Source organism: Shinella oryzae, from assembly GCF_023038235.1.
Taxonomy (GTDB): domain Bacteria; phylum Pseudomonadota; class Alphaproteobacteria; order Rhizobiales; family Rhizobiaceae; genus Shinella; species Shinella sumterensis.
Window position 1 is genome coordinate 1,325,934 of sequence record NZ_CP081988.1, and the last position, 24,733, is coordinate 1,350,666.

Annotated in this window: 21 protein-coding genes; 10 read left to right on the forward strand and 11 right to left on the reverse strand. The window is 63.5% G+C overall.

Annotated elements, in window-relative coordinates:
* The first annotated feature begins 8 nt into the window (after window positions 1-8).
* From kduI to K6301_RS22365, 3 genes are read left to right on the forward strand one after another with little or no spacing between them, the layout of a single operon-like run.
* On the forward strand, window positions 9-851 hold the full coding sequence (gene kduI / locus K6301_RS22355; RefSeq protein WP_247221049.1) for a 5-dehydro-4-deoxy-D-glucuronate isomerase: 843 nt from the start codon (window positions 9-11) through the stop codon (window positions 849-851).
* Window positions 848-1,603 carry a 2-dehydro-3-deoxy-D-gluconate 5-dehydrogenase KduD gene (gene kduD, locus K6301_RS22360; RefSeq protein ID WP_247221050.1) on the forward strand — a complete coding sequence of 252 codons (756 nt, stop codon included), beginning with the start codon at window positions 848-850 and terminating at the stop codon, window positions 1,601-1,603. Before kduI ends, kduD begins: the two co-directional genes overlap by 4 nt.
* A 9-nt stretch (window positions 1,604-1,612) precedes the next feature.
* Window positions 1,613-1,939: a cupin domain-containing protein gene (locus K6301_RS22365; RefSeq protein ID WP_247221051.1), complete on the forward strand. Its 327-nt coding sequence runs from the start codon at window positions 1,613-1,615 to the stop codon at window positions 1,937-1,939.
* 47 nt (window positions 1,940-1,986) lie between these two features.
* Here K6301_RS22365 and K6301_RS22370 read toward each other — a convergent pair whose 3' ends face one another.
* From K6301_RS22370 to K6301_RS22380, 3 genes are all read right to left on the reverse strand, one after another.
* A complete protein-coding gene (locus tag K6301_RS22370) occupies window positions 1,987-2,811 on the reverse strand; it encodes an alpha/beta fold hydrolase (RefSeq protein WP_247221053.1) in 825 nt (274 codons plus the stop codon).
* A gap of 97 nt (window positions 2,812-2,908) precedes the next feature.
* Window positions 2,909-5,422: a CoA transferase gene (locus K6301_RS22375; RefSeq protein WP_247221055.1), complete on the reverse strand. Its 2,514-nt coding sequence runs from the start codon at window positions 5,420-5,422 to the stop codon at window positions 2,909-2,911.
* Window positions 5,423-5,446: 24 nt separating this feature from the next.
* Window positions 5,447-7,135 carry a GMC family oxidoreductase gene (locus K6301_RS22380; protein ID WP_247221056.1) on the reverse strand — a complete coding sequence of 563 codons (1,689 nt, stop codon included), beginning with the start codon at window positions 7,133-7,135 and terminating at the stop codon, window positions 5,447-5,449.
* A gap of 160 nt (window positions 7,136-7,295) precedes the next feature.
* Between K6301_RS22380 and K6301_RS22385 the strand changes: the two genes are divergently transcribed.
* From K6301_RS22385 to ggt, 3 genes are all read left to right on the forward strand, one after another.
* On the forward strand, window positions 7,296-8,222 hold the full coding sequence (locus tag K6301_RS22385) for a LysR family transcriptional regulator (RefSeq protein ID WP_134650087.1): 927 nt from the start codon (window positions 7,296-7,298) through the stop codon (window positions 8,220-8,222).
* Between the two features lie 217 nt (window positions 8,223-8,439).
* A complete protein-coding gene (locus K6301_RS22390; RefSeq protein WP_247221057.1) occupies window positions 8,440-9,114 on the forward strand; it encodes a GntR family transcriptional regulator in 675 nt (224 codons plus the stop codon).
* Between the two features lie 89 nt (window positions 9,115-9,203).
* Entirely contained in the window at window positions 9,204-10,796 is a 1,593-nt protein-coding gene (gene ggt, locus K6301_RS22395; RefSeq protein WP_247221058.1) for a gamma-glutamyltransferase, read from the forward strand.
* A gap of 93 nt (window positions 10,797-10,889) precedes the next feature.
* On the opposite strand, the gene K6301_RS22400 is transcribed toward ggt, so the two are convergent.
* Window positions 10,890-11,828, reverse strand: coding sequence for an AraC family transcriptional regulator (locus K6301_RS22400; RefSeq protein ID WP_247221059.1), 939 nt, complete (start codon window positions 11,826-11,828; stop codon window positions 10,890-10,892).
* Between the two features lie 107 nt (window positions 11,829-11,935).
* Between K6301_RS22400 and K6301_RS22405 the strand changes: the two genes are divergently transcribed.
* Window positions 11,936-13,132, forward strand: a complete 1,197-nt coding sequence (locus K6301_RS22405; RefSeq protein ID WP_247221060.1) for an MFS transporter — start codon at window positions 11,936-11,938, stop codon at window positions 13,130-13,132.
* A gap of 105 nt (window positions 13,133-13,237) precedes the next feature.
* On the opposite strand, the gene K6301_RS22410 is transcribed toward K6301_RS22405, so the two are convergent.
* From K6301_RS22410 to alr, 3 genes are all read right to left on the reverse strand, one after another.
* Complete coding sequence (locus K6301_RS22410; protein WP_247221061.1) at window positions 13,238-13,663, reverse strand: hypothetical protein; 426 nt, start codon at window positions 13,661-13,663, stop codon at window positions 13,238-13,240.
* A gap of 153 nt (window positions 13,664-13,816) precedes the next feature.
* Entirely contained in the window at window positions 13,817-15,067 is a 1,251-nt protein-coding gene (locus tag K6301_RS22415; protein WP_247221062.1) for a D-amino acid dehydrogenase, read from the reverse strand.
* A gap of 26 nt (window positions 15,068-15,093) precedes the next feature.
* Window positions 15,094-16,218, reverse strand: coding sequence for an alanine racemase (gene alr / locus K6301_RS22420; RefSeq protein WP_247221063.1), 1,125 nt, complete (start codon window positions 16,216-16,218; stop codon window positions 15,094-15,096).
* A gap of 126 nt (window positions 16,219-16,344) precedes the next feature.
* On the opposite strand from alr, the gene K6301_RS22425 reads away from it, so the two are divergent.
* Window positions 16,345-16,809, forward strand: coding sequence for an Lrp/AsnC family transcriptional regulator (locus K6301_RS22425; protein WP_134650079.1), 465 nt, complete (start codon window positions 16,345-16,347; stop codon window positions 16,807-16,809).
* A 46-nt stretch (window positions 16,810-16,855) separates the two neighbouring features.
* Here the strand turns inward: K6301_RS22425 and K6301_RS22430 are convergent, their stop codons facing one another.
* Window positions 16,856-17,440: a tyrosine phosphatase family protein gene (locus tag K6301_RS22430; protein ID WP_247221064.1), complete on the reverse strand. Its 585-nt coding sequence runs from the start codon at window positions 17,438-17,440 to the stop codon at window positions 16,856-16,858.
* Window positions 17,441-17,659: 219 nt separating this feature from the next.
* On the opposite strand from K6301_RS22430, the gene K6301_RS22435 reads away from it, so the two are divergent.
* The gene (locus tag K6301_RS22435) at window positions 17,660-18,271 is read left to right on the forward strand and encodes a TerC family protein (RefSeq protein WP_247221065.1); all 612 of its coding nucleotides are present in this window, start codon (window positions 17,660-17,662) and stop codon (window positions 18,269-18,271) included.
* A gap of 46 nt (window positions 18,272-18,317) precedes the next feature.
* Here K6301_RS22435 and K6301_RS22440 read toward each other — a convergent pair whose 3' ends face one another.
* The 3 genes from K6301_RS22440 to K6301_RS22450 form a co-directional block, all read right to left on the reverse strand.
* Window positions 18,318-21,518 (reverse strand): efflux RND transporter permease subunit, encoded by a 3,201-nt coding sequence (locus K6301_RS22440; RefSeq protein ID WP_247221066.1) that lies wholly within the window; start codon window positions 21,516-21,518, stop codon window positions 18,318-18,320.
* A 121-nt stretch (window positions 21,519-21,639) separates the two neighbouring features.
* A complete protein-coding gene (locus K6301_RS22445; RefSeq protein WP_247221067.1) occupies window positions 21,640-22,830 on the reverse strand; it encodes an efflux RND transporter periplasmic adaptor subunit in 1,191 nt (396 codons plus the stop codon).
* 47 nt (window positions 22,831-22,877) lie between these two features.
* Complete coding sequence (locus K6301_RS22450; protein ID WP_247221068.1) at window positions 22,878-23,669, reverse strand: alpha/beta hydrolase fold domain-containing protein; 792 nt, start codon at window positions 23,667-23,669, stop codon at window positions 22,878-22,880.
* Between the two features lie 143 nt (window positions 23,670-23,812).
* Here K6301_RS22450 and K6301_RS22455 point away from each other — a divergent pair, with 143 nt between their 5' ends.
* The gene (locus tag K6301_RS22455) at window positions 23,813-24,727 is read left to right on the forward strand and encodes a LysR family transcriptional regulator (RefSeq protein ID WP_247221069.1); all 915 of its coding nucleotides are present in this window, start codon (window positions 23,813-23,815) and stop codon (window positions 24,725-24,727) included.
* The last annotated feature ends 6 nt before the right edge of the window (window positions 24,728-24,733 follow it).

The window sequence follows — 24,733 nt, forward strand, 5'->3', positions numbered from 1 at the left end:
CAGACGCCGTGACACTCTCCGTATCCACTCGCCAGGTCGTCGGGCCTGAAGACGCCGCAAGGCGCAACACCCAGGGTCTGCGCGACGGCTTCGTCATCGAGTCGATGTTCCATCCGGGCCGGATCAATCTCACCTATAGCCATCTCGACCGTATGATCGTCGGGGGCGTGGTGCCAGCCGGTGGCACGCTCAAAATCGACCGTGTCGCCGAGACCGGCACGGACCAGTTTCTCGAACGCCGTGAGGCCGCGATCCTCAATATCGGTGGCGCGGGAACGATCAGCGTCGGCGGAAAGAACTACGCCCTCGGCTTTCAGGAAGCCATCTATGTCGGCAAGGGCTCGGGCGCCCTTAGCTTTGCGAGCGATAACGAGGCCGAGCCGGCGCTATTCTATGTCCTGAGCGCGCCGGCCCACCGCGTCTGCCCGACCGTGCATATCACCCGCGACATGGCGAAGAAGGTGCATCTGGGTTCGGCGGAGGAATGCAACCACCGCACCATCAACCAGTATGTTCATCCCGATGTCTGCGAAAGCTGCCAGCTCGTGGTCGGGCTCACGACATTCGAGCCGGGTTCGGTGTGGAACACCATGCCGGCGCATGTGCATGACCGGCGCATGGAGGTCTATCTCTATTTCGGCATGCAGGAGGCAACGCGTATTTTCCATTTCATGGGCGAACCGGGCGAAACGCGCCATGTCGTCCTGAAGAACCACGAAGCGGTGCTTTCGCCCGGCTGGTCGATCCATTCGGGCGCGGGAACCGGACGCTACGCCTTCATCTGGGCGATGGCCGGCGATAACATCAGCTTCACCGACATGGACAAGGTACCGATGGAAGCCCTGCGATGAACCCGTTCGATCTCTCCGGCCGATGGGCCATCGTCACCGGTGCGAATACCGGCATCGGGCAGGCCATTTCCATCGGGCTGGCAAAGGCCGGTGCAGATATCGTCGGTGTCGGCCGCTCCGCCATGACGGACACGGAAGCAGCGGTGAAGGCGGCAGGACGGACATTTGTCGCTGTGTCGGCCGATCTTTCGCAGATCGGCAGTGCCGCAAGCGTCATGGCCGCCGCGCTGCAAGCCGGCGCGGCGCCGGATATTCTGGTCAACAATGCCGGCATCATCCGGCGTGCCGACTCGCTCGACTTTACCGAGGAGGACTGGGACGCGGTCCTCGACACCAATCTCAAGTCCGTCTTCTTTCTTTGCCAGGCGTTTGCAAAGGCGGCGCTTGCCACCGAACGCAAGGCCAAGATCATCAACATCGCGTCGATGCTGTCCTTTCAAGGCGGCATTCGCGTGCCGTCTTACACCGCGGCGAAGAGTGGTCTCGCCGGCATCACCAAGCTTCTGGCGAACGAATGGGCCGCGCGCGGCATCAACGTGAACGCCATCGCGCCCGGTTATGTCGAGACCAACAACACGGCGGCGCTGCGCGCGGATGCCGACCGCAACGCCGATATCCTGAAGCGGATACCGGCCGGCCGGTGGGCGCGGCCGGAAGACATGGTGGGCGCCACAGTCTTTCTTGCGAGTGCCGCATCCGATTACGTCCATGGAACCATCCTGCCGGTCGATGGCGGCTGGCTTGCGCGATGAGAGGCTGAAATGTCCTTCTATTCCCTGCCCCAGCATACGACCTGGACCGAAGTCGCACCTGGAAATCGCCGCGCGGTCTTGAGCGAGCGTCCGGAAATGATGCTCGTCGCCTTCAGCTTCGAGGAAGGTGCGACCGGCGCGCCGCATTCCCACCCGCATACACAGGTCAGCTATGTCGCCGAGGGCACGTTCGACGTCACGGTCGACGGCGCCACGGCGCGGCTAGGCGCCGGAAGCAGTTTCATCGTCGCTCCGAACCTCGTTCACGGCGTCGTCGCGCTGACGAAAGGCCTGCTGATCGACACATTCACACCGCGACGAGACGATTTCCTGTAACGCAAGCGGGCTGCCGCGATACCGAGGTTTCACGGCAGCCCGTCAGGTCACGGCTTGCCGAGGAACTCGATCAGATCACGATTGAGGCGATCCGGTGCGGTCGCGAAGAGGCCGTGCGGTTCGCCTTCGTACTCAATCAGTTGCGCCCCGGAAATACCCTTCGCGGCAGCGCGCCCGGCGGGATCAATCGGTACAGTCTTGTCCGACGTGCCGTGAATAATCAGCGTCGGGACTGTGAAGGACTTGAGATCCGGCCGGAAGTCCGTGCGCCCGAATGCATCGATGCAGTCGATCGTGGCCTTGGGGCTCGCCATCACGGCGAGGATGAACGACCAGTCCAGAACGCCTTGGCTGACAGGTTTGCTGACGATACCGACACCGTAGAATGTCTTGGCAAAGCTCTGGAGGAAGGCAAAGCGGTCTTCGCGCACTTGCTTCTTCATGTCGGCGAAAACACTGGAGTCGACACCGTCAGGGTTGGTGGTGTCCTTGAGAAGGTAAGGCACGACCGAGGCAATCAAAACGGCCTTGGAAACGCGACCTGCGCCATAACGCGTCAGATACCGGGCAATCTCCCCGCCCCCCATGGAAAAGCCGACCAGATGCGCCTTGTCGATATCAAGACCTTCCAGGACGGCGCCGAGATCGTCAGCGAAGACGTCATAGTTGTAGGTGTCCGCCGGATGTCCGGACTGGCCGAAGCCGCGGCGATCATAAGTGATGACACGGTAGCCGGCCTCGAGAAGTGCCAAAGACTGGTACTCGAACATATCGCCTGTCAGCGGCCAGCCATGGATCAGCACCACGGGATGGCCCGATCCGATATCCTTCACATGAAGCTGCGTGCCGTCCTTTGCCTCGATATAAGCCATTCCTGAATCCTCGGTTTCGTGGAATGACCAAACGACGGTAGCTGGGCGATCGTTCCCCGTGAAAGTGGCGTGCCCGTCGACCGCTGCCCCATTCTCTCTAGCTTGGCAGATACTCCTCGCTCCAGGTCTCGCTGATCGTGCCGGAGGCGATCAGCCGGTCGACCTCGGCGTCCACGTAGTTCAGGGACCGTAGCACGGCGCGTGTAGAGGCTCCGTACTTCTCCGCCGGAGCGACAGCCTTCACCTTGCCGACAGCCGGACGGATGGCGAAGGGGTCGAGCTGCGTGACGGTGTGTCCGCTCGGATGATCCCGGAAGATCGAGAAGGAATAGCTGCCCCGGTCGATGCCCGGCGTGCCGTCGGCAATGCGGGCACTGCGGCTTCGGATCGTTTCGATGTTCTCGCAGAGCGATACGCCGATATCGGCGTCCCGCAGGCGCTGCTGCCAGGTTGCCGCCGGTGCCGTCATGAAGGCATTCGCCAGGTAGGCTTGCCGATCGGATGCTGCCATCTCGACAATCCCCCTCAGACCTTCGACCTTACCGAATCGCGGGAGATCGGCTTCCGAGGCGCACAAAAGGAGGTGATCGCCGCCTGCCGTTTCGTATAGCCGCGACAGGGCATGATACCCCTTTGTCTCGCGTCCGGACGGCTCGTCGAAGGGGCCGCGCCCGTCATAGTCGTAGCAGAACGGTATCTGGGCGAGGCCGGTCAGTGCCGACAGCGATGTGCGCGGGCGGCCGACGATCCCGGTTCTGGATTTCTGGTAGAGGGCGGCGGCGACGCCCAGCGCCGCGCCGAAGCCGCACATGACATCGATGGTGCCGACATGAGCATGTTCCTCCGGCGTGTCCATCGAACCGCCGAAGCGCAGCATGATGCCGGTTGCCGACTGCACGAGGTCGTCATAGCCGAGATAGTCGGTGCGCGGGCCGGTGCGAACGCCGCCGAAGCAATCGAGCTGGCAGAAGATTGCTTGCGGGTTGAGCGCCTTCAGGCTTTCGGCATCGAGCCCCATCGCCTTGACCTGGCGGTCGGTGGCGTTCCAGACCACGACATCGACGGAGCGCACCAGTTCCTCGAAGACGACGCGGCCGTCGGGCGAACCGATGTTCAGCAGCACGGACTGTTTTCCGCGCATGTGCGACATGCCGAAGATCACGGTGTTCCAGCAATCGTAGAGCGGCTTGGCCGGGTCGATCTTGATCACCTCCGCGCCGAAGCGGGCAAGATAGGCGACCGAGTGCGGACCGGCGATCACGTTGCACAGATCGAGAACCTTGACGCCGTCCATCCAGCCCACGGGGGTGTCGGTCGACGGCGCCGGCAAGGACGGGCGCTCCACGCCCGAAAGCGTCGCCAGAGCGTCCTCAAAGGCCCCCCAGCGCCTCGGGCTTGGCGTCAGCATGGCTTCGGCACTCTCCTGCAGCCAGGCCATCGGCCCCGGCTGGGTCATGCGGCCAAGGATCGGATCGTCGACCTCGATCATCAGGCCGGCGGCCTTGGCGTGATCGTCGGCGATCCATTCCTTCAGCCAGCGTTGCGGCGCACCCGGAAACAGCCCCTCCCCGAAGACGCGCTCCCATTCGGCAGCCGTCCTGGTCACGAACACTTCCTTCATGCGGGCCGCGATCTTGTCGGCCCAGAATTTCGGGAGCGGATAGACGCCCAGCGACACGTCCGACGACCATTGCGAGACCGGAAGATAGGTGTCTTCCTCCTCGCGCAGTCCTTCGGCCACCAGTTCATCGTAGATGCCGAGAGCTTGCAGGCAGCGCTTCGCATGGTTCTTGTGGCTGGGGCAAACGACGTAGAACATCCGTCCGTCGGCGCACATATAGCTGCGATAGAAGGGATCGAGAAACTCCTGGAGGTCGTCATAGGACATGTCCATCGGCAGGCCTTCGCCGCGCCGGCGCTCGATCTCCCGCTCGCGCTGGGTCTGGTAGCGCAGCGGATAGTCGTCTATCAGGATCGAATTGTAGGACAGCCCCTCCATGACGGCGCTTGCTAGCGGCACTTCGATGTGATCGCCGTGCCCGGTGCGCTCGCGCGCCTGAAGCGCCAGCACCGTCGCGGACGCCGCAAGCATTGTGCCATAGGCGGAAGAGAGCGGCAGCGGCGAGAAAGACGGATTGATGCCCATCAGCACGCGGTTGAGGCCCATATCCGTGAACACGCCGGAGGAGGCCGCGATCACCGTCTCGAAGGCCCGCCAATCCCGGCGCAGCTCATCATCGGAGGCGAAGCCAGGGATCGACAGGGTGATCAGTTCCGGCCGTGCCTTGCGCAGCGCCGCAAAATCGATCCCGAGCCGGGCGAGCACGCCGGGACGGAAATTCTCGACGACAATATCGGCCTCGGCCACCAGCGCTTTCGCCTCATCCACCCCCTTCTCCGTTTTGAGATCGAGGGTGACGATCAGCTTGTTGCGGTTGAGGATGGCATTTGCGGGATTGTCCCAGAGCGGACCGCCGGGCGGATCGACATGCACGACGGTCGCGCCAAGATCGCCAAGGATCATGGCCACGGCCGGGCCGGCGATGTATTGCCCGAAATCAACCACCCGAACGCCGGAAAGCGGAAGCGCGGAACGCGCGATCGATGTCATTGCTCTTACCTCCCCACGAATTTTCTAGGCGCGCGCATCGGCAACGATCCAGCCGGCCGCCTTCTCGGCGATCATCAGCGTCGGCGCGTTGGTGTTGCCGCTGGTGATCTTCGGCATGATGCCGGCATCGACGACCCGCAGCCCCTCGATTCCACGCACCTTCAGCCGGCTGTCCACTACCGCCATCGGATCGTCGTCACGGCCCATCTTCGTCGTTCCGACGGGATGGAAAATGGTGTTGGCGATATCACCCGCAAGGCGCGCCAGTTCATCATCGCTCTGGAACTGCACGCCGGGCTTCCATTCCTCAGGCTGATATTTAGCCAATGCCGGCTGCGATACGATCCTGCGCACCTGCCGCAAGCTCTCGGCGGCAATTTTGCGATCGTCTTCCGTGCTGAGATAGTTCGGCGCAATGGCCGGGGCATCCGACGCACTGCCGGAACGAATGCGCACGCTTCCGACACTCGTCGGATTGAGATTGCACACACTCGCGGTGAAGGCGGGTACGTCGTGCAAAGGTTCGCCGAAGGCGTCCAGGCTGAGCGGCTGCACATGATACTCCAGGTTGGCGTGGGCCTGGCTGTCATCCGACCGCGTGAAGGCCCCGAGCTGCGAGGGAGACATGCTCATGGGACCGCTACGCTTCAACGCATATTCGAGCCCGATCATCGCTTTGCCGACCAAGCTGTTGGCGAGTGTGTTCAGCGTCCTGGCATTGCCGACCTTGAAGACCGCGCGGATCTGCAGATGGTCCTGAAGGTTCTCACCTACGCCCGGCAGGTCGTGCGCAACCTCAATGCCATGATGCTTCAGCAGCCCGGCCGGGCCGATACCCGAGAGTTGCAGGATTTGCGGCGAACCGATTGCACCGGCGGAGAGAATGACCTCCCTGCGGGCACGGACCTCTGCGCTCCGCCCCTGCCGTTGGACCATGACAGCGGCGCAACGCTTGCGGCCGGAACCGTCGGTTTCCAAGCTCAGTCGTTCGACATGGGCTTGCGTCCAGATCGTCAGGTTCGAACGGTTTTTCGCGGGGCGCAAAAAAGCCTTCGACGTGTTCCAGCGCCAGCCGGAGCGCTGGTTGACCTCGAAATAGCCGACGCCTTCATTGTCGCCACTGTTGAAATCGTCCGAGCGTGGAATCCCGGCCTCGACAGCCGCCTCCGCAAAGGATTCGAGGATATCCCATTTGAGCCGCTGCTTCTCGATCCGCCATTCGCCACCATGGCCGTGCATGTCGGAGAACCGGCTGTTGTCGCCAGTCTTCGGGTCCGCGCCATGGTCCAGCCGGTAGTGATCTTCATGCGCCTTGAAATCGGGCAGGCAATTCTGCCAGGACCAGGCGTCGTCACCCGTCATCGCCGCCCAGCCGTCGAAGTCGCGCGCCTGACCGCGCATATAGATCATACCGTTGATCGAGGAGCAGCCGCCGAGCGTCTTGCCACGCGGATAGCGCAGCGATCGCCCGTTCAGGCCGGCATCCGGCTCGGTTTTATAAAGCCAGTCGGTGCGCGGATTGCCGATGCAATAGAGGTAGCCAACCGGGATGTGGATCCAGGGATAATCGTCCTTGCGGCCGGCTTCCAGCAGCAGCACGCGCAGCGCGGGATCGAGGCTGAGGCGGTTGGCAAGCAGGCAGCCGGCAGAACCGCCTCCGATGATGATGTAATCGAACACATAATCGGACGGCGGGGAAGGTGCGCGTGTCATCGGGCCGTCCACCCGTTCCGGCGGACCGGCCTATGGGCACAATGTTCGCTGACATCTTTCATCATCACAGCCGTCTCCTCGTTTCCACATCAGGAAATAGCGGAGGAATGAAACGGAAATCCAATGACAAATCACATGATGCATTATAAGTGAAACTAATATGCTTCATACGGTCGATCTGAAAACATTGAGGGCATTCGTGACCGTCGCACGGGCCGGAAACGTCACGCGCGCCGCCGAGGAACTGTATGTCACCCAGCCCGCCGTTACGCTGCAGTTGAAGCGCCTCGCCAGGGAGACCGGGCTCACCTTGTTCCGGCGCACGTCGACCGGATTGGAAATGACGCAGGAAGGAGCCCTGCTCGCCGCCAAGGCGGAGCAAGTCCTCGCGGCCCTCACGGACTTCGGGCAGACGGCCGGACATTTGGCGACCCGCGTGCGCGGAAAGCTCAGGATCGGCACGATCATCGATCCGGAATTTACCCGCCTGGGTGCGTTTCTGAACGCACTGATCGAAAGCGGACCGGGTATCGAGACGACACTACGGCATGGCATGAGCGGAGATGTGGCGGAGGGCTTGCGGCGGAACGAGCTGGACGCCGGTTTCTATCTTGGCGATCCCAGAGATCACGACCCATCGTCGGACATGTCAGCAGAAGGCGCTGCACCTTTGTTTCACGCGCGCGAACTGGCTCAACTGACCTATCGCGTCGTCGCGCCACCATCCCTCGCCGGTTTCGTAAGGGAGGCTGACTGGACGCAGCTTGCATCCCTCCCCTGGATTGGAACGCCGCAGGCTTCCGTGCATAGCCGGTTGCTGACGCGCCTGTTCACCAATCTCGGCCTTCGGCAAAACATCGTCGCCGAAGTCGACCAGGAGGCATCGATGGTTGCCATGGTGCGGACCGGGATCGGTTTGAGCCTCTGTCGGGAATCGATAGCGCTTCACGAACAACAATCCCATGGCCTTGTGATCGCTGAAAACGTCAGGATCTCGACGAAACTGAGCTTCCTTTGCCTGGAGGCCCGCACGAAAGACCCCGCGATATCGGCCGCATTGGACGCAATCCGGCGGGTGTGGGGCTGACCGCGACGGCGCTCGGGCGGCGATTTCCGACATTCGCATCCCGCTAGAGGCGAGATTCCGGGGAAATCGCGCGCCTGTAAACCCCCTTGTGATCCGCGTCGAAGCCCTACGCTGCTTTACCCGGCGGAATGAATCGCCAAGGTTCCGCTTGACCATCTTGACGATGTCTAGGCGCGATGATTGGATAAGTGGATACAAAAATCCATGACGTGCTTCCATGACCTTCCTGACCGCCTCTTTAGAGCAGAGCCCGTCCACAGCCGAAGAAGAAGCTTATCTCCACCTCCAGCGAGGCCTCAGGCTTTGCCGCTACAAGCCGGGTGATCGCCTGATACCGGAGGAAATCGCGGCTGAGATCGGCATGAGCCGCATGCCGGTGCGCGAAGCTTTCCGCCGTCTGGCTGCGGAAGGGCTTGTGACGCTTCGCCCGAACCGTGGATGCATTGTGGCGGGTCTGACGTTCGACGAGATCTACGAGACGTTCGAGATCAGGTCCGTGCTCGAGGGCCTGGCGGTGCGCCTGGCAGTGCCGAAAATGGACGCCGACGCCTTTCTCGATCTGGACCGGCTGTTGGATCGCATGGAACGCGCCGGCCAGACCGGCAGCAGCGACTGGGTCGTCCGGCACCAGGAGTTCCATGCACTCATCTACATGCTAAGCGGCCGGCCAAATCTGATCCGAAAGATCAACGCGCTGCATGTCGTGATCGAACCCTACATGCGCTTCTGGTTCGACTACGTCGATAAGCCCCTGTCGGCACGCGAGGAACACGAGCGATTGATCCGTGCTTTGGCGACGGGCGATGCGGTTCATGCAGATCAGATCATGCAGGAGCACATTCTCGGCACGGCGCCCTTGCTGGCCGAATTCGCAAGTCCCGCCCGGCGCTGAGCGTCGTGCGTCTATATGTACGAAGATGGTGAAACATCCGGCAAGGCAAAACGCGACGCGCCCCTTGCCAACGAGGAGATAACATAGGAATGCGCAACTTCGAGAAGCCGACACGCTCGGTTGCCGTCGCCCGCCATGCGATGGCGGCGACATCGCATCCCTCCGCAACGCTCGTCGCGCTGCAGATCCTGGCGGCCGGCGGCAATGCGATGGATGCAGCGATTGCGGCATCTGCCGTGCAGTGCGTCGTCGAGCCGGGCTCGACGGGCATCGGCGGCGATTGCTTCGTGCTGTACGCGGCCGGCGGCTCCGACAAGGTGGTCGCCTATAACGGCTCCGGCCGCACCCCAGCGGCGTTGACACTCGACTGGTTCACCGAGCGCGGGCTTGCCGAAGTGCCGCGGCACTCGCCCTCGGCGGTGACCATTCCAGGCGCCATCGATGCATGGACGAGGTTGCATGCCGATCACGGCCGCATGCCCTTCGCCGACGTCCTGGCGCCGGCCATCCGTTTTGCCGAGGAAGGCTATGGGATCAGCCCGCGGGTTCATCACGACTGGCAGCTGGAGGAGGAACTGCTCTCCTCGGAGCCGACCGCGGCACGCATCTTTCTGCCGAAGGGGCGAGCACCCGGGATCGGCGAGGTACACCATCAGCCGGAACTTGCCGCCACATTGAAGCGTATCGCGGCCGAGGGGCGTGACGGTTTCTACAAGGGAGCGGTTGCGGAAGACATCGTGTCCTATCTGCGTTCTCTCGGCGGGCTGCACACGCTGGAGGATTTCGCCGCTGCGCAGGGCGACTATGTGACGCCCGTCACCACGGATTTCCGCGGCCATACCATCCACGAATGCCCGCCGAACGGCCAGGGCATCATCGCGCTGCTGATCCTCAACATCCTCTCTCGCTTCAACGCCAAGGGCGATCCGCAGTCGCCCGACAGGCTGCATCTGGAAATCGAGGCGACACGGCTTGCCTATGCGGCGCGCGACGCCTGGATTGCGGACCCGGAGAAAGCGTACGTGCCTGTCGAGGAGTTGCTGTCGGACGCCCTCGCCGACCGGCTCGCCGGCATGATCGACCTGAAGCGCGCGCTGACGGACCTGCCGGCCTTCGACATGCCGCTGCACCGTGACACGGTCTATATTTCCGTGGTGGACCGCGACCGCAATGCCGTCAGTTTCATCAACTCGGTCTTCGACAGCTTCGGCACCGGCCTTGTCGCGCCGCGCTCCGGTGTGGTGCTGCACAATCGTGGTCAGAGTTTCTCCTTGAAGCCGGGCCATCCCAACGTGGTGGCGCCTGGCAAGAGGCCGCTGCACACCATCATCCCCGGCATGGTCACGCGCGGCGGCCGGGTGGAAATGCCCTTCGGCGTCATGGGCGGCTACTATCAGGCGATGGGCCACGCCCATCTCATCTCCAAGGTCTTCGACTATGGCATGGACCTGCAGGAGGCGATCGACCTTCCGCGTCTCATTCCAAAGTCCGAAGGCACGCTCGTTGAAGCCGAACACACGCTACCGGCGGCCACCGCAAGCGAACTCGAACAACGCGGCTTCTCGCTCGTACCGGCCGAAGGACCGATCGGCGGGGCACAGGCAATCCGCATCGATTGGGAGAACGGCACGCTGATCGGCGGCTCGGAATCGCGCAAGGACGGCATCGCGCTGGGTCTGTAGAAACGCAGTACCGAAGGCAGGATTCCGCGGTTCAGTCTATCCTTTTGCATGGAGCTGAAGACGTCCTACGGAGCCGCCGCGCCCGACGCGGTTTCAGCGCAGGACGGCATCGCCCATGGCAGGCTTGCTGCGATAATGGCTGGGTGGCGCTCCCATCATCTTGCGGAAGGCGCGGCTGAAGGAGGCCTCGGAATCGTAGCCGAGACGATTGGCGACGGAGGCGACGCGCTGCCCCTCTTTCAGCCATTGATGCGCCTGATGCATGCGCATGCTTGCGATGTAACGCGCCGGGGTCTCGCCCACCACATCGACGAAACGCTGGGCAAAGCCGGAGCGCGACGCGCCCATGAGTTTTGCCAGCTCGGCGATCGTCCAGCCGCGAGCCGGCTCCAGATGGATGGCGGCAAGGACACGGCCGATGTCCGGATTGCGCACCGCGGCCAGCCAGCCCGTCGCTGTCCCGCAGCCATGTTCCACCCAGGTGCGGATGATCGTTGCCGTCAACACATCGGCCAACCGCGCCAGAATACCGCCGGAGCCGACGCGGTTCATCTCCACCTCTCGCATCATGGCGTCGAGAAGCGGTGGGATAGACGGCTCGTTCGATGAGAGGTCGCTGGTGCGCATGACCGAAGGCATAAGCTGCAGGAGCGGATGCATCCGGTCCACATTGAAGCGCATGACGGCAAAGAACATGAGATTGTTCTTGTCGCTGCACGGGCATTGCAGATCGATGATGCCGTCGCAAAGCTGGCGTTTCGGCAGGTCGTTCACAGGGACAGGCGGGACGCCCGGCTTGCTGGCCAGCACATGGGCATCGCCCTTCGGCAACAGGACCGCATCGCCGGCAGCAAGTTCCATCCACTCGCCATCCGGTGTCTGGAGATAGGCGGAGCCGGCGGCGAGAAAATGAAACCGGGCAGGTTCCTGCGACGGATATGCCGTTGCCCAAGGCGCCGAAGGCTGGCATCGCCCGTACTCCACACCGTCCAGGCGCAGGCCGCGCAAAATTTCGCTCAAGGCATCACTCAACGAACACTCCGCAATTTGGAGAAACGGCATAGTTTTATGGATTTCTTAGCATAGAAACTCCGATCCGTCACGCCTACCTTTTTGCCACCTTCATTGGAGATGGAAAAATGGATTTTGTATCAACGTCCTCGCACACGAGCGGTGACGAGCGGGCGGCCCGTTGGGGAGCCGTGCTTTCCCTGTCGCTTGGCGTCTTCGGCCTGGTGACGGCGGAATTCCTGCCGGCGAGCCTTCTGACGCCGATGTCGGCGGACCTCGGTGTCAGCATCGGCGCGGCCGGACAATCCGTCACCACGACGGCCGTCGTCGGCGCATTCGCGGGACCGGCGATCGTCATCGGCACGGGGCGCTTCGACAGGCGCACCGTTTTGCTGGCACTGACCGGCCTGCTCGTCATATCGAGCCTGATCGCAGGCTTTGCCTCCAGCCTGTTTGTCCTGCTGGTCGCGCGCGTCCTGCTGGGGATCGCACTCGGCGGCTTCTGGGCCATGTCACTGGCGCTTGCCATGCGGCTCGTGCCCGACCGGCTGATGCCGCGCGCCATGGCGATCGTGATGTCCGGCGTATCGCTGGCCACCGTCTGCGCGGCACCGCTCGGCGCGTGGATCGGCGCCACCCTCGGCTGGCGGTATGCCTTTCTTCTGGCAGCCGCGGTCGGGGTCGTTACCTTCCTCGCGCAGTTGCTGACCGTGCCGCCGCTGCCGCCCAAGGGCACGACGAGCCTCGGCACGATCCTGCGCGTCATCAGGCGGCCCGCGGTGCGGCTCGGGCTTGCCACAATCCTGCTGGTCGTTACCGGACACTTTGCCGGCTTCACCTACATCCGCCCCTACCTCGAACTCGTGCCACACTTCGGCGTCGAAATGATCACCGCCATCCTGCTTGCCTTCGGCATTGGCGGCTTCTTCGGCAACATTGCCGGCGGCTTCATCGCCGAGCGCAGCACACGTCTGTCGATCACGCTTGCGGCAAGCGGCGTCGCGGTGACAGCATTGATACTTGCCTTGTTCGGCGTATCACCGGTCATCGCTGCCGTCGCTACGGCGGCCTGGGGTTTCGCATTCGGCGCCCTGCCGGTCAGCGTCCAGTCCTTCATCAGCCGTGCTGCGGGTGACGAGGCGGAAGGCGCTGGTGCGGCAACCCTAACGACCTTCCAGATCGCCATCTCGACGGGGGCGATCCTCGGCGGCCTGATCGTTGAACTGCAAGGCCCTGCCGGCGTGTTTCTCTTCTCGGCACTCGCCGCGCTGCTCGGCGCCTCCCTGGTCACCGTCTCTCGCAAGATGCTGGTTCAGGTCGGCTGAAACAACAAACGATATCGAGCTTCCGAGCCCGGCGTCTGAAAAGGCGCCGGGTTCGGATTGACATTCGAGGAGCGTGATTCAGACGATCACGGTCCCTGCCCGTCTTCAAACCGCCGAGGCGTAAACGGCTCGAAGCAGGCTGTCCCCATACCGCGCAAAGCACAGCTGGCCCCAATCGCCGATCAGCCGTTCTTCGGGTGTGACAGCGCGTCGGTACTCGACCGTCCTTACAACGCCCCCATCGTCTGCCTTGACGTCCGCAAGGGTCTTCTTCGGAGTTGCGTCGGAGAAGTAGAGGTACATGTACGCGAACACGATGAGGTGCCGCTTGCCCAGCGCGTTTGCGCGACCGTCTATTATCTTTACGGCGCGTTGCACGGCGTCGAAATCGGCAATCCTGACCGCGCGCTCGAGACGAACGAAGCCCAAAAAGAGGTGTTTGTTCTCAATCGTAACCCGTCCGTCGGGCGTCCGATCAACGCCGTGGCTAATCAGCTTTCGCTTCACGAATATATAGATCGAGCCCTGCATCACGCATGCTTACACCGCAAGAACGCCTGTCGCCAGCATCACTCGCCTCGATCCGCCCGCGTCATGGCGGGCAGCGCGCGTATGAAGTTCATCTTGGTTCGTGGATCGACGCCGCCACCCGCGCCGGAAAGTTGGGTGGCGGCGTCGGCGCCGTCAGGCGTAGCGCGCGACGGCGAGGTCAGTGGCGTCGATCTCCGGCTTTTTGCCGGAGACGAGGTCGGCGATCACACGGGCCGAGCCGGAGCTCATCGTCCATCCGAGCGTGCCGTGGCCCGTGTTGAGGTAGAGGCCGGCGACCTTCGTCGGGCCGATGACGGGCGTTCCATCGGGCGTCATCGGGCGCAAACCCGACCAGAAGCTCGCCTTGGACACGTCTCCGCCGGGGAAGAGATCGGTGACGGAATGCTGCAGCGTCAGGCGGCGCGGTTCACCGAGATCGTTGGTATAGCCGGAGATTTCCGCCATGCCGCCCACACGGATGCGGTCGCCGAGCCGCGTGATGGCGATCTTGTAGGTCTCGTCCATCACGGTGGAGACCGGCGCGCGCGTCTCGTCTGTGATCGGGATGGTCAGCGAATAGCCCTTGACCGGATAGACCGGCAGGCGGATGCCGTGCGGGCGCACGAGCAGGGGAGAGAAGCTGCCGAGCGCCACGACAACCGCATCGGCCTCGATGCGGCCATGCGCCGTGACGACGCCGGTCACGCGTCCCGCCTCCACATCGAGCCCGCGGATGATGCTGCCATAGTTGAAGCCAACGCCGAGTGCAGCCGCCTTGGCGGCAAGCGCATTGGCGAACTTGAAGCAGTCGCCGGTCTCGTCCTTCGGTGTCAGCAGTCCGCCCACGATCTTTTCGCGGACATGCGCGAGCGCCGGCTCGACGCGGATGCAGCCTGCGGGGTCGAGCACCTCATAGGGAATGCCATCAGCGGCGAGCGCCTTGACGTCCTTCGCCGACGCGTCGAGCTGGGCTTGCGTGCGGAAGAGCTGCAGCGTGCCCTGCATGCGCTCGTCATAGGAGATGCCCGTCTCCTCGCGCAGTGCGGCAAGCGCGACGCGGCTGTAATCGGCCAGACGCAGCATGCGGCTCTTGTTGAGCGCGTAGCGAGCGGACGTGCAGTTGCGCAGCATCTGCGCCATCCAGGACAGCATGGCCATATCGACCTTGGGGCGCAGGATAAGCGGTGCATGCTGCATGAACAGCCATTTCATCGCCTTCATCGGGATGCCCGGCGCGGCCCAGGGCGAGCAGTAGCCGAAGGAGACCTCGCCGGCATTGGCGAAACTGGTCTCGAGCGCCGGTCCGGGCTGGCGGTCGACGACCGTCACGTCGTGACCGGCGCGCGCAAGCTGGTAGGCGGATGTGACACCGACGATGCCGGCGCCGAGAACGATGACTTTCATGATGCCCTCGAAGGAAGGAGACGGTGTCAGCGATAGATGCGCTGGTAGCGGTTTCCGAGACCGGTCAGGATCTCGTAGGAAATGGTACCGGCGTCGCGGGCCACATCCTCCAGCGTCTGGTTGGGTCCGAGCAATTCGACACGGCTGCCGAGCGTGAGGCGGCCCTGCGGAAGTGCGGAGATGTCGATGGTGATACTGTCCATCGAGACGCGTCCCACGATGGGCAGCCGCACCCCGTCGCAATAGACGGCGCCGCGGCCCGAGAGACTGCGCGGCAGGCCATCCGCATAACCGGCGGCGATGGTGGCAAGTCGCGTCTCGCCCGTCACGACATGGGTGCCGCTGTAGCCGACGCGCGCGCCGACCTGCACCGTGCGGGTCTGCACGACCGCTACGTCGAGGCTGACGACGGGCTCCATCGGGTTCGCCCGGCCTGAAACGGGCGCGCCGCCGTAAAGCGCGATACCGGGGCGGGCGAGCACGCCGTGATAGGGCTGGCCCAGGAAGATGCCGCCGGAATTGGCAAAGCACAGGTCGAATTGCGGGAAGGCGGCGGCGATGGCCTGCATCTCGGCAAGCTGGCTGGCGTTCTGCGCGCTCTCCGCGTCGTCGGCGCTGGCAAGATGGCTCATCACGAACAGCACGGCGATCCCCGCTTCGGCTTTCACCAGAGCCGCGAGCGCTTCGCGCTCCTCCGGCGGCACGCCGAGGCGCGACATGCCGGTGTCGAACTGGAGGACGGCGGGAAGGATGCGGCCCGCAGCCTTCGCCGCGTCGGCCCATTGCCGCCACTGCTCAAGCGAGTTGATGACGGGCACGATGCCGTGGCGCGCGCAGGCGCTTTCATTGCCGGGCAGCAGGCCGTTGAGGACGAAGATGCGGGCATCATCTGCCAGCAGCGGACGCAGCCGCAACGCCTCGACGAACTGGGCGACGAAGAAGTGGCGGCAGCCTTCCGCATAGAGCCGCGGCGCGACCCGGTCGGCGCCGAGACCATAGGCGTCGGCCTTGACCACCGCCGCCGCACGCGCCGGGGCGACGTCGCGCGCCAGCCGCGCGTAATTGCGAGCAAGCGCGGCCAGATCGATGGTGAGATAGCCGGAGGCGCCGTCGATCTCCGCGCTGATGTCTCGTGATGTCATGCCGTCCATACCCGTCCCCCGAGCTTTTCTCGAAGCCTAGTGAAACGATCGCAGAATTTCCGGTCGATGTGTGCTTGATTGTTGCGTGCGTGCATGATTGTTGGAAGGAACGGTGACTTTTCGGAACAATCTGGCATGGCCGCTCTCGATACGATCGATCGCAATATTCTGCGGCTTCTGCGTCTCGATGCCCGCATGAGCAACGCGGCACTCGCCGCCGAGGTCGGGCTGTCGCCCTCCGCCTGCCTGCGGCGCATCCGGCTGATGGAAAAGGCCGGCGTCATCAGGGGCTACACGGCGCTTGTCGATACCGGAAACGCCGAGGCCACCATAGCCGTCATCATCAATATCACGCTGGAGCGCCAGACAGAGGATCATCTGGATCGCTTCGAGGCAGCGGTGCGCCGCCACCCGGAAATCCGCGAATGTTTCCTGATGACCGGTGGTTCGGACTATCTCCTGCGCGTCGAGGTGGCCAATGCCGGCGACTTCGAGCGCATTCACAAGGAAATCCTGTCTGCGCTGCCTGGTGTTCAGCGCATTCATTCCAGCTTCTCGATCCGCAACGTGCTGGCCACGCGCCCACGGGGCCGGCGCTGAGGCATTTCCGGCCGAAGCGGGATCGCCTCGGCTCATGGCGAGATGATCAGTCCGTGAGCGCCATGCGCAGCTCTGCCTCCCGGCCGAGCATGGTCATCCATTCCGTATATTTCGGCTGGACGCGGAGCTGCCTTCCATAGTGACGGCGCAGGGCGGCTGTCAGATCGCCGCCGCGGCCGAGCTGCTCGTCGGCAAAGCTGATCATCTGCGAATTCGGCCAGGCCTGTGGACGGATGTCGACGAGCCGCCGAAACAGGTCTTCCGCTTCCTCATCCGGGTTCGCCTGCGCCATCAGGGTCAGCATGGCGGCCGTGGAGCGCGATATGCCCATATGGCAATGAACGAGAAGGTGGCTCTGCGCGTCCTGTTCCTGGCGGGCGAGGAAATCGCTGCCGAAGGCGAGCACAGCCGCGACGTGATCGGGGTGTGGCATCACCCGGTCGGGTATCGCGGATATGATGTCGTGGAAGCGCAGCGTCGTGCGATGATGCTGCGCATAGCTCGCAAAAGCTTCAAGCTCCGGCAGATCGGGGTCGACGATGGACAGGACATGGGTGACGGCACGGTCGCGCTGCCCGGGCAGTTCATCGATGCCGCACACAGTCAGCACGGGTGAAAAGATCATGTCCATAGCCGTATCCTCGCAAATTCCTGCCGTGACCGACAAAGCGTCGGAGGACGATAGATAGTCAAATGCGGGCTGCGCGACAACGGAGCGTCTTGCCGATGAACGGCAATCTTCATGCCGCAGCCACGACCATCTTGCAAAATGCCGGTCCGGGGCGCACTGATCCGTATTGCCCGGGCAGGGATGGCCCGGTGGCGAACCGCGACATTTGAGGTATGACGCATGGAAATTCTGACGGCTGCCGGGCTGACGGCGCTTTTGCAGGTGATTGCAATCGATCTGGTGCTGGCGGGGGACAACGCCGTGGTGATCGGTCTGGCGGCGGCGGGGCTTGATCCCGCCCAGCGCAAGAAGGCCATTCTCGTCGGCATCATCGCAGCGACGGTGCTGCGCATCATCTTCGCCACCGTGGCGGTGCATCTTCTGGCCATCATCGGCCTGCTTCTGGCCGGCGGGCTTCTTCTCCTGTGGGTCTGCTGGAAGATGTGGCGCGAACTGCGCAGCGGCCACACGGATGCCGAAGGCCTGCCGGCCGAAGGCGCGCCGAAGAAGACGTTCTTTCAGGCGGCGACGCAGATCGTCGTCGCGGATGTCTCGATGTCGCTGGACAATGTGCTGGCCGTTGCGGGTGCGGCGCGTGAACATCCAAGCGTTCTGATCGTCGGCCTTGCGCTCTCCATCGCGCTGATGGGCATTGCCGCCAACTTCATCGCCCGCCTGCTCAACAAGCACCGCTGGATCGCCTATATCGGCCTTGCCATCATCCTCTATGTCTCGCTCGACATGATCTATCGCGGCGCGATCGAGGTGCTGCCCTATGTTCCGATCGACTGAGGCGGACGCAAAAAGGCCGGGATGAACCCGGCCTTTTCGTTTGCGCTTAGTGCTGGACCGCGGGCGTGCCTTCCGGCTCGTCACCGGACATGGTCGACCGTCCGTGCTGGATAAGCGGGCGATTGCCCGCGATCCGGCGGAGCAGCACGTAGAAGACCGGCGTCATGAAGATGCCGAAGAAGGTGACGCCGATCATGCCGCAGAACACGGCAAGACCCATGGCGGCGCGCATCTCCGCGCCCGCGCCGGTCGACAGGACCAGCGGCACGACACCCATGATGAAGGCCATGGAGGTCATGAGGATCGGGCGAAGGCGAAGGCGGCTCGCCTCGATGGCCGCCTGCACCGGGGTTCGGCCCTCGAATTCCAGCTCGCGGGCGAATTCCACGATGAGGATGGCGTTCTTCGCCGATAGCCCCACCAGCACCACAAGGCCGATCTGGGTGAAGACGTTGTTGTCGCCGCCCGTATACCAGACCCCGGCAAGCGCCGCGAGCACGCCCATCGGAACGATCATGATGATGGCGATCGGCAATGTCAGGCTCTCATACTGCGCTGCAAGCACGAGATAGACGAGCAGTAGCGCCAGCGGGAAGACGACGATGCTCGAATTGCCGGCCAGGATCTGCTGATAGGTCAGGTCCGTCCATTCGAAGTCGATGCCTGCGGGAAGCGTTTCCGCCGCGATCTTCTCGATGGCAGCCTGCGCCTGGCCAGAGGAGAAGCCCGGCGCGGGTCCGCCGTTGATGTCGGCGGCGAGGAAGCCGTTGTACCGCGTCGTGCGTTCGGGCCCCGTCGTCGCGTCGACCTTCAGGAGGGCCGACAGCGGAATCATCTCGCCCGACTGCGACCGCACCTTCAACTGGCCGATATCTTCCGGCTTGGCGCGGAAGGCGGAATCCGCCTGTACGCGTACGCTGTAGGTCCGGCCGAAGGCGTTGAAGTCGTTGACATAGAGCGAGCCGAGATAGATCTGCAGCGTCTCGAACACATCCGTCACCCGCACGCCGAGCTGCTGGGCCTTCGCCCGGTCGAGATCGGCATAGAGCTGCGGCACGTTGATCTGGAAGCTGGAGAACAGGCCCGCCAGCTCCGGCGTCTGGTATGCCTGGCCGAGGAAGGCCTGCGTCGCTTCGTTCAGGGCCGCATAGCCGAGGCCTGCACGGTCCTCGATCTGCAGCTTGAAGCCGCCTGTCGTGCCGAGACCGTTGACCGGCGGCGGCGGGAACATGGCGATGAAGGCGTCCTGGATGCCGGCGAACTTCTGGTTCAGCTGCATGGCAATGGCGCCGCCGGAAAGATCCGGAGTCTTGCGCTTGTCGAAATCATCGAGAACCGCAAATACGATGCCTGAGTTTGAGCCGATGGTGAAGCCGTTGATCGACAGGCCCGGGAAGGCGATGGCATGCGCCACGCCCGGCTGTTCCAGCGCAATCGCGCTCATTCTCTTGATGACGTCTTCCGTGCGGTCGAGCGTCGCGCCGTCGGGCAACTGGGCGAAGCCGACGAGGTACTGCTTGTCCTGCGCCGGCACGAAGCCACCGGGCACGGCGTTGAACACGGTATAGGTCGCGCCGACAAGGGCGAGATAGACCAGCATGACCAGCGACTTGCGGTTCACCAGCGCGCCGACGCCGCGGCCATAGCCGTTGCCGGCCGCACCGAATGCCCGGTTGAAGCCGCGGAAGAACCAGCCGAACAGGCCGTCCATCACACGGGTCAGCCAATCCTTGGGCGCATGGTGATCCTTCAGGAGCAGCGCGGCAAGAGCCGGTGACAGCGTCAGCGAGTTGATGGCCGAGATGACCGTGGAGATGGCGATGGTGAGCGCGAACTGGCGGTAGAACTGGCCGGACAGGCCGCTGATGAACGCCAGCGGCACGAAGACGGCGACGAGCACCAGCGCAATCGCGATGATCGGACCGGATACTTCACGCATCGCCCGGTAGGTGGCGTCGCGCGGGCTCAGGCCGTTTTCGATGTTGCGCTCGACATTCTCGACAACGACGATCGCGTCGTCCACCACGATGCCGATCGCGAGAACGAGGCCGAACAGCGTCAGCGCGTTCACCGAGAAACCGAAGGCATACATGACGGCGAAGGTGCCGATGATCGAGACGGGTACGGCGAGCAGCGGAATGATCGAGGCGCGCCAGGTCTGGAGGAAGAGAATGACGACGAGCACGACAAGTGCGATGGCTTCCAGCAGGGTATCCACGACCTTGTCGATGGAGGCTCGCACGAATTCCGTCGTGTCGTAGACGATCTCGTACTTCACGCCGTCGGGCATGGCGAGCTGGAGCTGGTCCATCGTAGCACGCACGCTGTCGGCGATTTCGATGGCGTTGGACCCCGGCGCCTGAAGCACGGCGACGGCGACGGCCGGCTGCCCGTCGAGCAGCGAGCGCAGCGTATAGTCGGCGGCACCGAGTTCGACGCGCGCGACATCCCTCAGGCGGGTGATCTGTCCCTCAGGCCCGGCCTTGACGATGATGTTGCCGAATTCCTCCGGGGTGCGCAGGCGGCCCTGGGCATTGACGTTGAGCTGGAGGTTGACGTCATTTGGCGTCGGGGAAGCGCCGATGATGCCGGCGGCCGCCTGCACATTCTGTTCGCGGATGGCGTTGCTGATATCGCTCGCAGCCAGCGCATGTTCAGCGGCCTTCTGCGGATCGATCCACACGCGCATCGCATAGTCGCCGGCGCCGAAGACCTGCACCTGCCCAACACCCTCGATGCGCGCGAGCCGGTCCTTGATGTTCAGCGTGGCGTAGTTGCGCAGATAGGTCACATCGTAGCGGTCGGTCGTCGAGACGAGGTTCACCACCATGATGAAGTCGGGCGAGCTCTTGACCGTGGTCACGCCGAGCGAGCGGACCTCCGCGGGCAGGCGCGGCTCGGCCTGCGAAACGCGGTTCTGGACGAGCTGCTGGGCCTTGTCGGGATCGGTTCCGAGCTTGAAGGTGACCGTCAGCGTCAGCACGCCATCCGACGTCGCCTGGCTGTTCATGTACAGCATGTCCTCCACGCCGTTGATCTGCTCTTCAAGCGGCGTGGCGACGGTTTCGGCGATGACGACTGGGTTTGCGCCGGGATAGACGGCGCGCACCACGATCGATGGTGGAACGACTTCCGGATACTCGGAAATCGGCAGGGCGCGCATGCCGATCAGGCCTGCGACCACGATGAGGATCGATAGAACCCCGGCAAAGACCGGGCGATCCACGAAGAAACGGGAGATGTTCATTTTGCACCCTCTCCAGGATGAATTCGGACGAACAAGCCTACCCGGCGGGCAAGGCACCGCCGGCGGACATGGATTTGCATGCAATCGAGGCGGGGCCTTTACGTCGCCCCGCCGGCTGCCGTTACTTCACGGCGGCGACGTTTTCTTGCACCTGCGGGTCGACCACGACACCGGGGCGCACGCGCTGCAAGCCGTTGACGACCACCTTGTCGCCATTGGAAAGGCCGCTTTCGACGATACGCTCGTTGCCCGACAGGCTGCCGAGCACGACCGGCCGGTAGGCGACCTTGTTTTCCTTGTCGACGACGAAGACGAACTTCTTGTCCTGGTCGGTTCCGACGGCCTTCTCGCTGACGAGGATCTTGCTCTCGGCCTTCGGCTCGCCCATGCGGATGCGCACGAACTGGCCGGGGATCAGCCGGTTGCCCGGATTGTCGAAGACGGCGCGCACGGCGATCGTGCCGCTGGCCGCGTCCACCTCGTTGCCGATGAGCTGGAGCTTGCCGTGAATGGGCGTGCCCTCATCGGCGAGCGTGCCGACCTCTACCGGGATCTGCTCGATCGGCGGCAAAGCGCCTTCGGAGGCAGGCAGAGCGGCGAGCGCCGCCGAGACCGTTTCCTCGCTGACATTGAAGCTGGCATAGATCGGATCGACGGAGACGAGCGTCGTCAGCGCCGGGGAGGCCGAGCCGCCCGCCACCAGGTTGCCCGTGGTGATCTCCACCTTGCCGACGCGGCCGGCGACCGGGGCGCGCACATTCGTGTAGCTCAGTTCCAGCTCGGCGGCATCGAGCGTGGCGCGCGCGGTGGTCAGCGCCGCTTCGGCCTCTGCGACCGCGTTCAGGCGCTGGTCGATGTCGCTTTGCGAGATGCTGTTGCTCTGGGCGAGGCGTTCACCGCGATCAAGCTGCGTCTTGGCAAGCTTCACCCGGGCCTCGGCGGACGCGAACTGGCCCTTGGCCTGCGTCACCGCGGTCTGGAAGGGTTGTGGATCGATGGTGAAGAGCAGGTCGCCGGCCTTCACCAGCGCACCCTCGCGGAAGTGAACCGACTGGATGGCGCCTGAAACGCGCGAGCGAACCTGCACGCGATCGATGGCCTCCAGGCGGCCGGAGAATTCCTGCCATGTCACCACGTCGCGGTTCTCGACCACGGTCACGGTGACCGGCACCGCGGGAACCTCCGCGGCGGTGGTCGCCTCGGCCTTGGCGGCGGTGGCGGGAAGTTGGAAGATCAGGGCTGCGGCAGAAGCAGAGACAACCAATCCCAGGCCGGCGCCCGTGAGGGCCCAGCGTTTGCGCTTCGATATCATTGTTTTCTCCAGTGCGGCTTGGGTCCGCGTTATATTTTCAATTCAAATCAGGCAGTGCTTATTGTTTGAACGAAACCGGCAAACTGGTCGGCGACGACGCCTGCCCAGTGCTCGGCCCCATTGGGTGTCCCGCTATAGATCGTTGGCCAGCCTGTTCCCGCGGGAAGGACATGCTGCTGTACTTTGACATCGGCCGCACGCAGGCTCGCGGCATAGCCCAGGCCCTCATCGAGAAGCGGATCGTCTTCGGACGATATGATGAGCGCCGGTGCTAGGCCCGACAGGCGCGAGCACATGGACGGCGCGGCATAGGGATGGCAGACGCCGCCGCTGAGATAGTGGTTCCAGCCGTCGGTCCAGCGGTCGTGCATGCCGATGGCGTCCGCCTTGCGGAAGGATGGCGTGGCCATGAAGGGATCGAGCAGCGGCGACAGCAGAACCTGGCCGTCCAGTTCGTCGGCGAAGTGGTCGCGCGCCTTTAGCGCGACGCCGGCCGCGACGTTGCCCCCGGCTTCCTCGCCGCCGATCAGGAGAAGCGACTTGCGGTCGCCGAGGCCCGCACGCTTCTTGGCCAGATAGGTGAAGATGGAAAAACCCGCTTCGAGCGGCTTGGGGAAGACACCACCCTCATTATAGTTCGGCACGGCGACGATGGCGCCCGTGCCGGCAATGCATTCGGCGAGCGGGCAATGGGTGAGGCCTGACTGCGTGAACGCACCGCCATGGAAATACAACAGGACCGGTGCGCCCTTGGCGTAGTCGGCTCCCTGATAGACGCGCACCGACACGGGGCCGGAGGCCACCTTGTCGAACGTCATATCCTTGATTTCCACCGGCATCGATTTTGTCCTGCAGCCCCGTTGGAAATAGGAGGGGCCCTCACCATTTATATCGTTAGTCATTGCACCCAGATAAGTGTGGTAAAATTGATTTCACTGTTCGATAACTCGAACAATCATAGCTTCCATAGCGGGAATGTTCCATGGATCAGCTTTCTGCGATGCGCGTTTTCCTTCGCGTCGTCGAGATGGGAAATTTCACCCGGGCGGCGGACGCCATGGGCATGCCCAAGGCCACCGTCAGCAATCTCATTCATAATCTGGAAGCGCATCTTCAAACCAAATTGCTGAACCGTACGACCCGACGCGTCATGGTGACCACGGATGGTGCTCTCTACTACGAACGGGCCAACCAGATCATCACCGAGATCGATGAACTGGACGGCAGCCTTTCGCATTCCCGCACCAATCCAAGCGGCCGGCTGCGCGTGGAAATGTCCGGCGCCTTTGCGGATCTGGTCGTCATTCCGGCATTGAAGGATTTTCACGAGGCTTACCCCGATATCAGCATCGACCTGGGGGTCGGCGACCGGCCGGTGGATTATCTCGCGGAGAATGTCGACTGCGCGCTCAGGGCCGGCGCGCCGGGCAACACGTCGCTCATCGCGCGGCGGGTTGGCGAGGTCGACCTGCTCGCCTGCGCGGCACCGGACTATATCGCGGCCTTCGGCACGCCGCAGCATCCGTCGGAGCTTGAGGCGGACCATCGCCTGGTGAACTACTTTTTCGCGCAGAACAACCGCATCATGCCCTTCGTGCTGACGCGGGGCGAGGAAAAGATGGAGATCAACGGCCGCTACACCGTATCGACCAACGATGCCCGCAGCTATTCCGCAGCCGCGCTTTCGGGATTGGGCATTGCCCTGCTCGCCCGCTTCATGGCGCGCGGGGCACTGGAAGACGGCCGGCTGGTTCCTGTGCTGGCAGACTGGCAGGTCGAGCGCCTTCAGCTCTACATCGTCTATCCGCCCAACCGGCACCTGAGCAACAAGGTCCGGGTCTTTGTCGACTGGCTCGTGCGGCTCCTGGCGCGTTCGCAACTCGCCCCGCCCGATTGAGCCTTT

Excerpts from the sequence above, each read along its gene's own strand:
- kduD (WP_247221050.1), top strand. The coding sequence starts at position 848 with ATGAACCCGTTCGATCTCTCCGGCCGATGGGCCATCGTCACCGGTGCG.
- K6301_RS22365 (WP_247221051.1), top strand. The coding sequence starts at position 1,613 with ATGTCCTTCTATTCCCTGCCCCAGCATACGACCTGGACCGAAGTCGCA.
- K6301_RS22370 (WP_247221053.1), bottom strand. The coding sequence starts at position 2,811 with ATGGCTTATATCGAGGCAAAGGACGGCACGCAGCTTCATGTGAAGGAT.
- K6301_RS22375 (WP_247221055.1), bottom strand. The coding sequence starts at position 5,422 with ATGACATCGATCGCGCGTTCCGCGCTTCCGCTTTCCGGCGTTCGGGTG.
- K6301_RS22380 (WP_247221056.1), bottom strand. The coding sequence starts at position 7,135 with ATGACACGCGCACCTTCCCCGCCGTCCGATTATGTGTTCGATTACATC.
- K6301_RS22385 (WP_134650087.1), top strand. The coding sequence starts at position 7,296 with ATGCTTCATACGGTCGATCTGAAAACATTGAGGGCATTCGTGACCGTC.
- K6301_RS22390 (WP_247221057.1), top strand. The coding sequence starts at position 8,440 with ATGACCTTCCTGACCGCCTCTTTAGAGCAGAGCCCGTCCACAGCCGAA.
- ggt (WP_247221058.1), top strand. The coding sequence starts at position 9,204 with ATGCGCAACTTCGAGAAGCCGACACGCTCGGTTGCCGTCGCCCGCCAT.
- K6301_RS22405 (WP_247221060.1), top strand. The coding sequence starts at position 11,936 with ATGGATTTTGTATCAACGTCCTCGCACACGAGCGGTGACGAGCGGGCG.
- K6301_RS22410 (WP_247221061.1), bottom strand. The coding sequence starts at position 13,663 with ATGCAGGGCTCGATCTATATATTCGTGAAGCGAAAGCTGATTAGCCAC.
- K6301_RS22415 (WP_247221062.1), bottom strand. The coding sequence starts at position 15,067 with ATGAAAGTCATCGTTCTCGGCGCCGGCATCGTCGGTGTCACATCCGCC.
- alr (WP_247221063.1), bottom strand. The coding sequence starts at position 16,218 with ATGGACGGCATGACATCACGAGACATCAGCGCGGAGATCGACGGCGCC.
- K6301_RS22425 (WP_134650079.1), top strand. The coding sequence starts at position 16,345 with ATGGCCGCTCTCGATACGATCGATCGCAATATTCTGCGGCTTCTGCGT.
- K6301_RS22430 (WP_247221064.1), bottom strand. The coding sequence starts at position 17,440 with ATGGACATGATCTTTTCACCCGTGCTGACTGTGTGCGGCATCGATGAA.
- K6301_RS22435 (WP_247221065.1), top strand. The coding sequence starts at position 17,660 with ATGGAAATTCTGACGGCTGCCGGGCTGACGGCGCTTTTGCAGGTGATT.
- K6301_RS22440 (WP_247221066.1), bottom strand. The coding sequence starts at position 21,518 with ATGAACATCTCCCGTTTCTTCGTGGATCGCCCGGTCTTTGCCGGGGTT.
- K6301_RS22445 (WP_247221067.1), bottom strand. The coding sequence starts at position 22,830 with ATGATATCGAAGCGCAAACGCTGGGCCCTCACGGGCGCCGGCCTGGGA.
- K6301_RS22450 (WP_247221068.1), bottom strand. The coding sequence starts at position 23,669 with ATGCCGGTGGAAATCAAGGATATGACGTTCGACAAGGTGGCCTCCGGC.
- K6301_RS22455 (WP_247221069.1), top strand. The coding sequence starts at position 23,813 with ATGGATCAGCTTTCTGCGATGCGCGTTTTCCTTCGCGTCGTCGAGATG.